This is a genomic window from Pediococcus stilesii (assembly GCF_001437075.1).
In the GTDB taxonomy this organism is placed as follows: Bacteria; Bacillota; Bacilli; order Lactobacillales; family Lactobacillaceae; genus Pediococcus; species Pediococcus stilesii.
Genome location: NZ_JQBX01000004.1, coordinates 23,647 through 37,498, shown reverse-complemented (window position 1 = coordinate 37,498; position 13,852 = coordinate 23,647). Strand labels below are relative to the sequence as shown.

The 13,852-nt window shown below is 41.1% G+C and carries 12 protein-coding genes; 1 reads left to right on the top strand and 11 read right to left on the bottom strand.

The genetic code is table 11. The features are described from left to right. Positions 1-209 precede the first annotated feature (209 nt). Both IV81_RS02490 and IV81_RS02485 read right to left on the bottom strand, forming a co-directional pair. The gene (locus IV81_RS02490) at positions 210-1,331 is read right to left on the bottom strand and encodes a peptidoglycan recognition protein family protein (protein WP_083484673.1); all 1,122 of its coding nucleotides are present in this window, start codon (positions 1,329-1,331) and stop codon (positions 210-212) included. A gap of 3 nt (positions 1,332-1,334) precedes the next feature. After that, entirely contained in the window at positions 1,335-1,796 is a 462-nt protein-coding gene (locus tag IV81_RS02485; protein WP_157059750.1) for a phage holin family protein, read from the bottom strand. Between the two features lie 98 nt (positions 1,797-1,894). Here IV81_RS02485 and IV81_RS02480 point away from each other — a divergent pair, with 98 nt between their 5' ends. Then, positions 1,895-2,371, top strand: coding sequence for a hypothetical protein (locus tag IV81_RS02480; RefSeq protein ID WP_057801947.1), 477 nt, complete (start codon positions 1,895-1,897; stop codon positions 2,369-2,371). 145 nt (positions 2,372-2,516) lie between these two features. Here the strand turns inward: IV81_RS02480 and IV81_RS09425 are convergent, their stop codons facing one another. Genes IV81_RS09425 through IV81_RS02435 form a run of 9 tightly spaced genes read right to left on the bottom strand, consistent with a single transcriptional unit; the run spans position 2,517 to position 13,842 of the window. After that, positions 2,517-2,702, bottom strand: a complete 186-nt coding sequence (locus IV81_RS09425) for a hypothetical protein (RefSeq protein ID WP_057801945.1) — start codon at positions 2,700-2,702, stop codon at positions 2,517-2,519. Continuing rightward, entirely contained in the window at positions 2,695-3,024 is a 330-nt protein-coding gene (locus tag IV81_RS02470) for a DUF2977 domain-containing protein (protein WP_057801943.1), read from the bottom strand. Before IV81_RS02470 ends, IV81_RS09425 begins: the two co-directional genes overlap by 8 nt. Beyond that, positions 3,025-3,774 carry a hypothetical protein gene (locus IV81_RS02465; RefSeq protein WP_057801941.1) on the bottom strand — a complete coding sequence of 250 codons (750 nt, stop codon included), beginning with the start codon at positions 3,772-3,774 and terminating at the stop codon, positions 3,025-3,027. Positions 3,775-3,787: 13 nt separating this feature from the next. Beyond that, positions 3,788-5,638, bottom strand: coding sequence for a metallophosphoesterase family protein (locus tag IV81_RS02460; protein ID WP_057801939.1), 1,851 nt, complete (start codon positions 5,636-5,638; stop codon positions 3,788-3,790). A gap of 1 nt (position 5,639) precedes the next feature. Beyond that, entirely contained in the window at positions 5,640-5,957 is a 318-nt protein-coding gene (locus tag IV81_RS02455; protein WP_057801937.1) for a hypothetical protein, read from the bottom strand. Then, positions 5,954-6,754, bottom strand: a complete 801-nt coding sequence (locus IV81_RS02450) for a hypothetical protein (RefSeq protein ID WP_057801935.1) — start codon at positions 6,752-6,754, stop codon at positions 5,954-5,956. Before IV81_RS02450 ends, IV81_RS02455 begins: the two co-directional genes overlap by 4 nt. Then, positions 6,717-8,732, bottom strand: a complete 2,016-nt coding sequence (locus tag IV81_RS02445) for a phage tail protein (protein WP_083484672.1) — start codon at positions 8,730-8,732, stop codon at positions 6,717-6,719. The genes IV81_RS02450 and IV81_RS02445 overlap by 38 nt, the downstream gene beginning before the upstream one ends. Then, positions 8,729-9,565: a phage tail domain-containing protein gene (locus IV81_RS02440; protein WP_057801932.1), complete on the bottom strand. Its 837-nt coding sequence runs from the start codon at positions 9,563-9,565 to the stop codon at positions 8,729-8,731. The genes IV81_RS02445 and IV81_RS02440 overlap by 4 nt, the downstream gene beginning before the upstream one ends. 11 nt (positions 9,566-9,576) lie before the next feature. Then, positions 9,577-13,842, bottom strand: a complete 4,266-nt coding sequence (locus IV81_RS02435; protein WP_083484671.1) for a phage tail tape measure protein — start codon at positions 13,840-13,842, stop codon at positions 9,577-9,579. Positions 13,843-13,852: the final 10 nt, after the last annotated feature.

The following is a 13,852-nucleotide window of genomic DNA, read 5'->3' as shown; positions in this document are numbered from 1 at the left end:
ATAGACAATAAAAACGTCACCCATCTAATTGGATGGCGTTTTTAATTTTCCCCAAAATAAAAAAGCCCACCAGCCGTTAAGCTAGTGGACTTCGTGTTGGGTGTAAAACTATTGAAATAATATTTTTACAAAGTGTATTATACACTATTGGTCAGACAACGTACAATTTATTGTATCATTTTTAAAAAAATAAAAAAACACGATAAATATTAATAAGCATCGTAATTATCAATATTTAATTGTAGCCGATCCATTGGTTCACCATAAATACCAGCCCAACTGTCGTAACCTGCAACTGTACCATTATCGGCACATGTACCTAGATAACCAGTGCGATCAGTCGTTTGTGAACGGTAATATGCCTGCTGATAGGTCTCGCCAGATGGCGTCGTGTAGTACATCTGAACACCGTCAATTGTGTGTCCCTTAATACCAGCAACTCCATTGACCGTATCTTTCTTATCAGCTTTAGTTACGTATGGTAACCAACCGTCTTCAATCGTGTGAACACGGTACTTAATTGAGCCATGGTTTACTTTAATGTACAACATATCATGGACGCTATTAGGAACGCCCGCGAATCCATTTGATCCGGAGCCAAAGTTCTTCACATCAGCTAACCAGTTCCCACCTTTTGAATGAAGTGCGTATGTTACATCAACGTTCTTCTTGTTCGTTGGCACAGATGGATTGCTAGGTGTTGGATTAACGTTGTTCCCTGACGAACTAAAACCATAGCGTACATCATGCTGGAATTGAGCCTTTGATACACCGTGGCTTGCTAAGTAACCATAAGGATCTACGTGGTCACCCCACACATGGTCAGTAATCCAACGATGTGATTTGACACCACGATATGTACCATCATCTACCGTAGTTGGAATGCCGTATTTTTGGGCAGAACTACGTAACAAATTGACATATGCTACATAGTCCTTACGGAATTCGTTATAGTTATATGTTTGTGCCAATTCAACCTGAACTGGAGAATTAGCATTCGCCCACGAACCAGCGCCCCAAGCTTGATATCCCTCGGCACCAACACGATAGATTTTACCACCGTCACCAACAATGTATTGAACATAGGCACCGTTACTGTACCACGTGCGTTTTTCAAAGATGGCCACGTTAACTGCTGGCGCATAATCACCCGTAGCATGAGCAGTAACAATATTGTTGGATGTCGGAATCGAGGAACCCTCGTTGCCACTCAATGCATACGTATTATCAATGCTTGCTGCGTCTGCATTCGTGCTTGAAATACTGACTCCAAAAGAAAGAGCCGCCACCGCTGTGACGACTCCCATTGTTAATTTATTTTTTAATCCCATATTCTATTCCTTTCTGTTTGGAAAATATTTGTGAAGTTTCGCAATCATTTCATCTTGAACCAATTTAAACAGCCACATCGGAAAATATTTCGACCACCCTAGCGCAGCAACATTTCCTAAAAACGAATAGAAATTCTGCCAGATGAACGCACCCGTAAAAAAGGCAAAAATAAAAGACTTCGATTCAAATACGAAGTCTAATCCAATGGAAGCTGCACATATTAGAACAATCAGGAAATCTCGCATAAAAGCATAGATTCCCTCGTGACTGGTACGATATTGGACTGGTGATTTATGTGCCAATGTAACGCCAGCTATCCAATCTAAGATGAACGTAAATATTAAAATTCCAATCATCACCGCATGGTCAATCGTGGGACCATTACGTGATAGCCATGTTGGCAATGCGATCGCTAACCCTGCCACATAGCTATAATCGTGGAACATTTTAGTCAAATTAAACACATTTAGTGGGTTACCTCCCTTGTTGAAATATTCAAAAATCACATGCAATTGATCACCTTCTTTCTTTGCTATAATAAAATTTATTGGAGGTGAATATCTTGAAACCAGAAACAATAACAGCCGTAATTGCTGTTGCAGCAGTTGTATCCCCCGTTCTAACTGCCTGGATTAATAACTACTATAAAAATCTTACTGACCAACGGATCAATGATGATAAGCTTCGATTAGAAAAACAAAGACAAGAAGAAGCTCAACATCAAAAATTTATTGAACAGAACGTCCGTATACGTACAATATATGAAAAATATGCAGAGTATACACTTGAATTAATTACAAGCAGAGGTACTTCTAGCATCCAAGAGCAAGGAAAATACTTTGGTTTAGCTATGATATATGTTGACGGATCAGTGTCATATCAAATTGACAAAGAAATGTCAGAGCTACAAGCTATGTTAATAAGCGAAGATGCTAAAATCGGTTCAATAAGCCGCGATCGTTTTCAAGTTGCAAATGATAAATTTTCTATTATTGCACCTAAGCTCAGAGAACTAATAAATAACTTGCCAAAAGAGTAATGACTAAGTTTGCATAGATACTATAAATCCGGTTATCAGGCCGGATTTTTTGCATCAACACATTGCAAATAATAGTGATTATACAAACTATCCATAACAACATAATTTTATGCAAAAATATGACCTCCTTCTAAAATAAAAATGTCTAAGCACCAACTGATGTGCTTTCAGACGTTGATTCAGATTGGCTAGTTGACTGTGAATCTGGTGTTGTATCTCCAATCAATTGATTATATTCATCAGTGGTAATCATGCCACCATTTTTAAGCGTAGCTAAATCAGCCGTTGTATATAATCCCATTGCGTAATAACTTTGCACATAGCTAAACATTTGCGGTACCTCCTAATTTTGCGATTTGCAGTAGAACTTGAGCGTTAAATGCATCTTGTTTCTGCTGTTGTTGAGCCATTTTTAATAACACTTGAGCATTCACTTTATCCTGTTCACTTGGACCCAATGCTGGTGGTTCAGGTTCAACAAAATCTGGATTCTCAACAATTTCATCATTTTTAAGTAAATAAAAAGACGGCTTGAAATTTTCTTCGAAGTCATCTGGTAATTTACTTTCATCAAAATCGATCACATCAGTCCCATCAATACCACCTAATTTTGACCAGGCGATAACTTGATCATTTTCTAATTGTAGCCACATCTACATCACTCCCTCTATTTCCCATATTTCGGTAACGTCAGTACCTTGGGCGACAGAACCATAGTCTTCGTGGCTAAAATTCTGAGTAATCGTTAGTTTGGTACCATCGTTTTTGTCTTTAAATTCCAGATCAATTTCTAGCTGAATCGATCCTAGTGCATCATTAGCCGGATTCAACCCAGTGATAGACATTAATTCACGGCGCTTAATAGTAGTGATATATACTCCGCCACCATTTGCATAAGTAATCCGTAATTCTTTATATTTAAACGCATTGTCGGCCATCTTGATGACCGTACCGACTTTGGTGGCACCTCCCTGCCATAATGGGTACGCCCTTAACTCTCGGCCCCATACATTAGGAGCAGAAACGTTGTTCCCGTCGCCATAGCCATGAATAATTTTAACGTAACTAATCCCGTTGTAGCCAATTGTCTGTTCATATCGAACGTGTTGATCGTCAATCTGGTCAACATCCAGGTAGTTAAACCCATTAGCGTCATCTCTAGGAACCCCATTAATCAATTGACCTGTCCCGTAATGACCTGGCTTTAGTTTCAACACGTCCGTATTAACTGGTAGCCAACGTCGTTGTCCCAATCCCTCATTAATGCTTTTGAGCTGGTCAATGCTTAGAAATCCGTTATGTTCTTTATCGGCAATCAAATGTGCATCATCACCACTACCGATATGCAAAGCTAATGCTAGCGCTAAAGTGTTTGATGCTAATGGTAAATTAAATTTATTCATTAAAATTTCCCTCCTAATAGTCAAAGGATCGGTTCGTTGCCATTCCGTATCCTGTGACCTTTAATTTGCGGTTGTCGGGATCCAATGTAAATAAACTCCAACCTCCATTTTTTGAACCTTTATTAAATCCGGTGACTGGAATTGATGAAACACAACTAATGTCATTAAATCCGTTCGATGTAGTCGATTCTTCGTAGTGCAGATGGCCGTGAATCCACGCCGCCATATCCCGTTTACCTTGCGTGACAAAATTTGTTTTAACTTTAATTTCCCAATCTTTAACATTGTTGGTAATAACGCTAGTTTGGCCGTTTTTAAAATCGTTAATAATCTGGTTAACCTGTTTCTGATTGGTATAGTGGCTCAGGGTTGGGTCTGACAGATCATCGTCTAACGCAGTTGGTGTGGCCGGTACATGCGCGACAATGATTGTTACATACTCTTCCGGAACATTTTGTAGAGCAATGTTAGCTAACCAATCTAATTGTGTCTGACGGTATCCCATGTAATTCAGTCCTGGATACTTAATCCCACCGTCACTAGCTTTAACGTCCTCTGGGACGTCATTAGAATTAAGACCGATTACCCGAACTTTAAAATCGGGATAATCTTTATAGAAATAGGCACTGTCACCTTGTCGATGTTCGTTAAATAGTAATCCACCTGTGACATAATCAGCTTTAAATTGCGCTTCTGAAATAGTTTCAGGAAAAGTGGCTGGCGCATATTGAGAGCCTTCTCTAAACCAACGTAAGCGTAGCGATCCATCATCATGATTACCTCTTAGTGCAAATTTATCGGCATGATTGGGACTACCAAATAATAGATCCAATGCGTATCCCTTTTCATCGTTTAATAAACCATTAGTTGAAAGTAAATGGCCATCGATATTATCACCACCGGCAACCACCACGTTGACTAAATCGTCCAAATATAATGCGGTATTAAGATGATTAATACCATATCGAGGCCCATAGTTTGGGATATCGCTCTGCATCCCGTAATGAGAATCGTTGATAAATAATAGATTGAATTTAGTCGTATCAACCGTTGACCTCAATCGATCGAGTACATTCTTTTCATCTGCGCTAATCGGACCACCAATGATCAATGCGTTATCAATGGGAACTGTTTTGGTTAACTCAGCTAATCCGTCCTTAATTGAGATTCGTAAATCTGCCAATGCGCTATCTAAAGCAGCTTGACTAACTCCCTTACCAGCGGCTAAATCCTTTTCGTACTGATCCAACCGTTCTTCGGCTAATTTCAAACGACTCAGATAAGTATCAAGATCAGTGTTCCCACTATTAATCATTTTCTGAATCGTATCCTGCAAAATCTCCCACTGCTTTTGAATATCATCAAAAGTAGACTTAGACTTCACTTCCGCTTCATCCAATAACTTCTGCAACTCCGTCCGAAAAGGCTCCCGATTAACAAACATATCCGGATTGCCATTGTAGACATGAAACCAAACGCTAAATGTCGAAACTCGCTTCGAATGATCCGGTGTTTCAAGTCCTAAGAATCCATAAAAATAACCCTCCTGTGGGAACATGGTTCCTGGAAGGTTCATCTTTACCATCCCTAAGCCAACAACCTCATCGCGGGAACCGGTATAACTGACTGGTTCACCTGTCTCTGCCGTAACTTTGCCACTATCGTCTAGGTTACCGACAAACCCGCTCATGAATGGAACTAATCCATCTTCAAATTGTTGTGCTTTGCCTCTTTCTAAAAATTTAACCACTAACGGAACCTGTTCATCCCCAACGCGTCCATTAAAGAGTTCTTGAAGATTGAACGCCTCACTAACGCCGTGTTGCTGCTTATACGTGTCTAACGTAATCATTGCATCTGTCATTTTAGACCTCCTTCTCCTTTACAATATTTTCTACATCCCATACAACCGGAACATCGAAATCATCATGCAAAATGGTAACTAGTTGTTGCATGTTTAGATGTTGCTGATCTAGCTTCTCAGCGTTTTCTTTTTCAATCGCTTCGATTTTATCCATCCGTTTTGAAATGTTTTCATGATCTGTTTTTAGATCGTTGGTATTTTTAATCAGCTGATTAACTGCTTTTTCAATTTCAGTAAAATTACTAATTAAATGTTTACGATAGTTTATATCGAATCCGTTAGCTAAAACATTTTTTATTAAAGTGATAAAATTCATCATCCACCATCACCCTCTTTCACCGCCGACAACACTCCATCATCACTAACGGCCAAATTAAAAACAGTCCCATTCGGAGACTGCAGTTTCAATTTATTAATCAGCAAATTACTCATCCGCTCGACATCCCCATCACGGAAGATAATTCCAAACGGCGTAATGACAGCATAAAAATTAATGCCATCGGTTGAATACCCAATCGAAGTACCACCTAGCATTCCACTAGTATCGTTGCCGTAGCCAACGTAGGCACCAGCTTTGGGAGCAGTTGGCGTTGTACTATCAATCGGTGGATTGGGGTCAATAGGATCCAACAACAACTGACCACTCGAATCAACTGCGTGGGTATCATCAAATTGCCATAGGTCATAAACGCTTGGCTCATCAGCACCCGTTATCCATTGATAATAGTCATCTTGCACATCCGACGTGCCGATTTTCCAACCCGCTGATAGCCAATTATTTGCAAATCCAAGTGCAGCATCAATTGGAGCGCCAACCAGAAACATGTACGCACCTTGAGCCAGCCCCAATTCAACGCCATTATTTAGCGAAAACGGAACTTCATCATCAACGCCCTCATATTCATGATATCCATGCACGTGCACATCCACTTTTTTGGCATTCGCAATATGTGCAGCTGCCGCCAAATCTTGTGTTACGCCATGCGACAATCGAATTAACGCCGCCTGTACGCCATTGGCCACTAAATCATTCCAATCAACATCAGCGGCTGCCTGCGTTTCAGATAACACAACCACGTTATACCCTGGTTCCAACTTTGGTTCTTCCGGATCCAAATTGACTCACCTCCTCATCAGTCCATGTCTCTTGCCCGGACGCTATATTTGTAGCACCATTTTTAACCGCACTTTGTGAAGCTTGTAGATTCTTGTAATGGGCTTTTTCGTAATCAATAATGGTCTTCGCATTCTGATTCAGCGTGATTGACGCATTGCTAGTTTTGCTAAACGGATAAACCGTGTAACCAACAATTCCCATATTCGTCACAAATTGCTTTGGTCGAATCTCCAATCGCACCATATCACCCGCAATTACCGACTTATTGCTGTCCGCCGTCACCGAAACGCTCAACGTTGGATCTGGTTTAAGCTGGGTCATTACCCACTTCTTCATCTCATCCGCTTTTTTAATCGAGTCACTAGTAATATCGCCACCCGGATGCAGTCCCCATTTTTTTATCGACGCATCATCTTGAACAATAAACGGTTTGAAATAATCTTCCGTCGATGTTTCGTAAGATGTCTTTTCATCTGTACTACTGCTACCGCCTGCACTTCCACCACCAGCAACAATCGCTGCCATCTTGTCATTTCGTGCATACCAGGATGGTGGATAATAACTAATTGGCTCCATCTTGCATGATTCACCTGGTTGTGGTTCGAAGATCATCGTCTTATTATCCAATGCCAACGCAATATGATGGGTTGCGCCATGCGGACCGTAGAACAACATATCGCCCGTCTGAACCTGTGACCGACTAATTTGCTTGCCGTAACTTTCCATCGAAACCGTATATGCTGGAATTTCAATCCCGAAATCATGATAGACTTGTGAAACAAAACCAGAGCAATCCATTCCAGCACGTGGGTTCGATTTATTATGACCACCCCAAACGTATGGGACGCCCAGATACTTTTTAGCATCGGCAATCACCTTCGCTGCGCCGCCTGAAGAACTGCCAGAAGAACCTGAATCAGATGGTGTAATCTTCAGCGAATCCATCCGCCGACTACCTGACGGATTACCCCAACCATTGATGATATTGTTGTAGTAATTTGTGCTGTTGTAGACGGCTAAAATCTGGTCCCAACCTTTTAGGATGTTGGTGTATGGCTTGATAGCGTAATTATTGAACGTAATATCAATGAACTGAACAATTCCTTTGCTCGGATGCCCAATTTGAGCGTTATGATCCCAATTATTAACAATATTCTCTTGACCGCGACTTTCACGCTCGATAATATTCAAAAATGCTTGAACAAATTTATCATCAATCTTCGAATTAGTAACCACCGCACCATACCGAATTGCAGCTTCCCAACTACCGTCTTTTTTGGTTGTTACGCCATTCAAACTAGTAGTTCCAGTCACAACTTTGGTCTTCTTTTCGTACGTTGGGCCAACTGCCCGCACCTGATTAACAATCTCCGTGCTGTCGTACTCAAAGCTCACTTCTGAAGCACTGTTCAAATAATCAATCCGGTGGCCATTATCTTTAAAGAACTTGTCCTTCGTGTAAACAACAATCTTGCGTCCATTAGGATAGATGATTGAGTCTGGCCAAACTTCCACAATCTTAGATAAGGCATCTTTTCCGGAACAATTGCCTAAGTCGGTCACTTTCTGTTTTGCAAAAGTACCAATAACTTCATAGCTAAATCCAAACTTATTTCCTTTCAAAAAATACTCCAAGATATCACTCGGAGTGTAATCGACATCACCTTTTTTAACTGACCGTTGAAATACCCGACTAACCTCATTGTAAATATGTGTGGCCGTTACGTTTACCGTTTCAATTCCCTGAGAATGATCCGGCGTTACCTGTTTAATCACATATTCGGTATCATCAAATTTAATCGTGCTCTCAATCGTCAAATTATTAAAAGCTGGCGTACCGTCGTTAAAGGCGGTAAATGTCAGCTGAAAATCACTGTTCATTTGCCAACCGATGTTAAAACTATCTGGTAGAAACGACATCAAGCGGTCAACACTGGAGCTGTTAATCGCCTGCACCAGGACTGGTTTATTAATCATGCTAGATACAGAAACGGAAAGCTGAACGTGATATCAGTTGAGGTTGCTCCAGTTACCTCAATCTGATTGTCACCACGTTCGAGGGCGAGGTTGCCCCAATCGGTATCACTCCCACAACTCTTCCCGTCTCGGAAACTGTTCACGCCATCTAGGATGATCGTTTCCGTTCCATCCGATTTCTTCTTGTACGCCCATTCGGTTCCATTCGTTTTATTGGTTATTTTCAGTGAATCGCCTTTAAACTTCGAGATGATTTTCAAATCATGCTTTTGGTAGTAAGGATCCACCGCAATATCCGACGCGTTATAGACCGTGAACTTCGAACTCATAAAATGATACGTCGGTATTCGATCCGCTGGTAAATTCATCCCGACCTGCCAACCGTTTTGTTCGAAGGTGTATGGCGTGTCGGAACGGAATAAGGAATATCGATATCCACTAGGATTGTCGAACGGAATCGTAAACAAAGCATAGTGATCACCAGGGCTTGGGATTGCAATCTCAAATGGCGTTGGATAAACGAAATAAACTTTGGCCGGATCTGTATCAGTCCGAATCCGGATTAACTTGCGCGTTCCAAAAATCCGATAAATCTCATGCTTCGCCAATTTGTAATCCGTATAGTCCGTAAACCTTAACCAGAAATTGGCATTGATTGTTGACCGTTCCAGCGTTTCATACGCAAACGGTGAACCGTCCCGACTGCTGTCTTCCTGATAAGTATTGGTGAATTGTGGCATTGAATCTTCTGATAAATATGTCAATCGACTAATTTTTTCAGTCAGATCAAATTCATCCTGATCTCCAATTTTCATGTAGAATTTTGTCTTCATGGTTCACCTCCTTACGTTATTCCATCATACTGACTGATTGATAGGTCTTTAGCTTGCCGTTTATAGAATGACTTCGTATCAAACGTCCCCTGGTCTTTAATTGCCTGCAAAATTGCATTGTTAACACTAATCAGCTGGGTAATTAACGGCGTCATATCCTTTTGGCCACCCTGTTGATTAATTAATTGTTGAGCTTGTGATCCACTAATACCATTCATGTTTTGAGTTGTATTGTTAACCGTCTGAGAGACGTGCACAACCGAGTCACTAATAGCTCTGGTAGCTTCCATGACTGATGAGTTCAACGGAATTGTTCCGGTTGCGAATTGTGGAACCTTGTACATCTGTGCTGTTAATCCAGCTGGAATGACAATTGTTCCCTTAGGTGCATCGTCAAGAATCACATTACGACCGTGAGGAATAAATGGCGTCCGTCCGGGGTATTTAACTGCTTCACGGAATACGGGTCCCTTTTGGTCATTAACCATGATTGCTCCTCCGGATGTCCCCATAGAACCTAAAGCGTTTTGTTCAACTTTTTTAACGTAAACATGTACATATTTGTCTTTCATTGAATCAAGCGCCTGTTGAGCATCCTTAATGCCATTTGCAGTCTTATTATCTGCAAGGATCTTCTTGTGAGCAGATTTTTTTGTGAAATCTTCAACCGACTTTTTCGAACTTGAAACGCCTTTTTGTGTCTTATTTGAAGCTTTAATATCTTTAGTTGCCGCACCCTTAGCGAATGAACTAATATCATTTTTGGCGGACTTAATTCCACCAGCAGTCTTGTTAGATGCTTTCAAGGTCTTGCTTGTGCTCTTGGGAAGATTTCCAAACTTTTTATAGTCACTAGTTACCTTGCTAATGATCTTTCTAGCGCCTTTATCCTTGGCAATCAATTCTTTGACTTTTTTAGGAAGACTATTCCAATCTTTAACACCTTTAACTCCCTTAGCGACGTCTTTGGTACCTTTTGCCTTAGCAATAGCCGTTTTCATTTTTGGCGTTAACTTGTTCCAATCCTTTAAAGTCATATGGGCCTTTTTCATTGGACCAGAAGCACTATCTTTAATGACAGCTTTCTTTTCCTTAACCGATAATTTATTCCAAGTCTTAGTTTTGGTCATAGCTTGGAGCAATTCGTTACCACCCTCAGATTTAATGATGGCCTCTTTTTCTTTAGTAGTTAATTTGCCCCATTCTCCACCTTTGGTCATCAGCTTAGCTAACTCATCTCCACCTTTAGAGCGGATTAAAGCCTGTTTTTCCTTAAGGGTTAACTTATCCCATTTGCCGACGTGCAAAGCGGCGATTCCAACCATGGCAGCGGCGTTAGAGCTCATCTTCCCTTTTTTCGCAAGCAGTAGCATCGAATTCCACTTGTCCTTATCCTTAACGGCTTTATCGACTTCTTCTTGCGCATTGGTCTTTAACTTACCGGTCTTAGGGTCAAGTACTATATCATTCCAAGCTTCGGCAGCTTTCTTAACAGCGTTACTCATATCACCGGTAATCTTAATTGATGTACTAGCGGTTTCTTGGAGGCTTTTAAGATAAGCTTTCATGGCTGCTTTCGCTTCTTTAGGCTCAAAGCCATTGGACTCTAAATCGTCCATAATTTCTTTTCTACTCTTGCCTTGCTCTTTTTCCGTTCGAATTAAATCTTCGCCCAACTGCAACATAGCTGCGTTATGAGTCTTAGTGAGCTGTTCTTCTGCAACGTTGGCTTCTTTAGAACTAATTTGCCCGTCCTTTCGAGCTTGTTCAATTTGACCATATTTCTTATTCCATGCTTCTTTTTCGCTGTATGCTGCATCACCAATATCCTTGGCGGTCTGGGCCAACTGCTTCTTAGTCATTGACCCTGTTTCACCGAGTTCAGCAGCTAAAATGGATTTCTTCTGACTAGACTTAAGTTTTAATGTATCAATCTCATCTTGAGCCATTTTACGTTGGAGATTAGCAATTGTAGTTGCTTGGTCCGCGGTTAATTTAGTGCCATCTTTGGCGGCTTTTGATGTAATATCATTAACCTTTTTAGCCGTCTGTTGCATATCTTGGATGCGTTTTTCATTCGCATCTTTTTCTTTGCCAGCCTGCTTTAGTAAAGCGGCACCAGCATCTCCACCAATTTGTTTAGCTAATTTTTCAGCATCCTTGTATTGTTTATCAACCGCTTTGCTAGTTGAATCAACCATATCTTGAAATGCCTTAGAAACTTCTTTAGCATTCTTTTTAACATTTGAATTGAATCCATCTAATGCCGTTGAAGCCTTAGTTTCAAAACCGGTCATTTTTTCGGCTGCATCAGAAGCAGTCTTACCGATATCAGAGCCCCATTCATCAACACGCTGTGCACTTTCATGAGCTTGTTTACCATATAGCTCCCAATAGGCTACGCCTGCTAATGCGGCTACACCGACGCCAGTAACAACAGCCCCGGTGGCTGTTAGGGAGGTTCCTAATATACCAGCTCCTGCTTCAGCGGTAGTCATGGACTTCCCTAAAATACTTAATCCACCTTCAGCGATCTTGGCATTATCACCAACACCTTTAATTCCCTTACCGGCGATATCAGCTCCAGCAGAAACATCATTCATTACTGCTTTAGATGCGGCTACTTTTGCTCTCCATTCAGCAAATTTGGATACTGTTCCAACGATCGTGCTTCCGACTTTACCAAAACCACCAACTAATTTACCCGTCATACTTAACACGGGACCAGCAGCGGCGGCTAACAATGCAAACTTGATAATGGTATTTTGAGTCGAATCGTCTAAATCAGAAAAGCCTTCAACTAAATCCTTAGCTTTATTAACTAATGGAATTAATTTAGGAACAAGTTTAGCTCCAACTTCGATACCCAAGACCTGTAATGAGGCTAATAACTTTTTGACGTTATTCTCTGAAGTGTTGCTCATTTCTTCGGCTTGTTTTTTAGTAGCGCCGGTTGAGTTTTCAGTATCTTTCGTTAATTGACGTAATTTACTTGATCCGGTTTCTAGCAAAGCGTTCATTGCTGATTGATTTTCACGACCAAAAGCCGTTGCAATCGCTTTGTTTCGATCAGCCTTATCCCAACCTTTAGTACCATTAGTGATATCATCAATCAATCGTGGCAAGTCACTAGCATCCTTCTTTAGTTCTCCGGCTGAGATCCCCATTGAGCTAAATGCCTTAGAAGCGTTTGGAGTAACTTTAACCAACGATGTTAAAATTCCTCGTAAGTTAGTACCAGCTTTTTGACCTTCGATACCTTTATTTGAAAGTTCACCAATTGCAGCGGCTGTTTCTTGAACAGATAATCCGGCAGCATGTGCTTGTGGACCAACATAACTCATGGCTTCACCCATATCACTAAATCCAGCGGCAGTAGCATTGGCAGCATAAGTAATTGAGTCCGTAACCATTTGGGTGTTCTTTAACGTTCCGGCCGTTGATTTAGATTTAAGTCCAAACTGTTCTACGACAGATGACGTAGTATTAAGTACCGTTCCTAAATCTTCGCCGGAAGCCATTGCGGCATCCATGATTGAAGGCATAGAACCCAATACTTGATTGGTATTATAGCCACGACGAATTAATTCCGTCATACCATTATTAATTTCAGTCGTAGAGACGCCGTACTTAGTCGACATCTCTTTTGAGGCGTCACCTAATTGGTCAAGCTGTGCTTTATACTTGGCTGTAACTGTCGCACCGTTGGTTAGCAGTGGCCCGATTGACTTGATTTGTGAATCGAATTTAACTGCTGACTTGGTAGCATAAGCTAATCCGGCAGCAATCGGCAAACTAACCTTGGACGTCATCCCTGAACCAATTTGACTCATTGCAGCACCGGTTGTAATAGCACCTTTACTTAGTTTGTTTAGTCCGCCAGTGAATCCAGTTGTTTCTACACGTGCTTTGGCCATTGCTCCAGCCGTGTTGATATATTGTGTTCTCAAGGAAGCCAGTTTAGCATTGGCATTCTGCAACTGCGTAGCTAACTTAGCAGTCGAAGAACTGGCTTTGCCATCAACCAACGAGTTCTTATAGGCTTGACCTAGTTTTTCAACGATTCGTTCCTGACTCATCATGACCTGCGATAGGCCCTTAGATTTAGCAGCAAGAATATCAAACTGCTTACCCGATTGTCCAACAACCGCCAACGATGACTTCATTTCAGCCATTGCGTATTTGGTTTCTTTCTTCGCACCAGCTAATCCCTTGCCGAAATCAGAATGATCTAATCCCAGCTCAATCACCATGCGACCTAATGGTTCATCAGCCATTTATATTTAT

Excerpts from the sequence above, each read along its gene's own strand:
- IV81_RS02490 (WP_083484673.1), bottom strand. The coding sequence starts at position 1,331 with ATGGGATTAAAAAATAAATTAACAATGGGAGTCGTCACAGCGGTGGCG.
- IV81_RS09425 (WP_057801945.1), bottom strand. The coding sequence starts at position 2,702 with ATGTTTAGCTATGTGCAAAGTTATTACGCAATGGGATTATATACAACG.
- IV81_RS02470 (WP_057801943.1), bottom strand. The coding sequence starts at position 3,024 with ATGTGGCTACAATTAGAAAATGATCAAGTTATCGCCTGGTCAAAATTA.
- IV81_RS02465 (WP_057801941.1), bottom strand. The coding sequence starts at position 3,774 with ATGAATAAATTTAATTTACCATTAGCATCAAACACTTTAGCGCTAGCA.
- IV81_RS02460 (WP_057801939.1), bottom strand. The coding sequence starts at position 5,638 with ATGACAGATGCAATGATTACGTTAGACACGTATAAGCAGCAACACGGC.
- IV81_RS02455 (WP_057801937.1), bottom strand. The coding sequence starts at position 5,957 with ATGATGAATTTTATCACTTTAATAAAAAATGTTTTAGCTAACGGATTC.
- IV81_RS02445 (WP_083484672.1), bottom strand. The coding sequence starts at position 8,732 with ATGATTAATAAACCAGTCCTGGTGCAGGCGATTAACAGCTCCAGTGTT.
- IV81_RS02440 (WP_057801932.1), bottom strand. The coding sequence starts at position 9,565 with ATGAAGACAAAATTCTACATGAAAATTGGAGATCAGGATGAATTTGAT.
- IV81_RS02435 (WP_083484671.1), bottom strand. The coding sequence starts at position 13,842 with ATGGCTGATGAACCATTAGGTCGCATGGTGATTGAGCTGGGATTAGAT.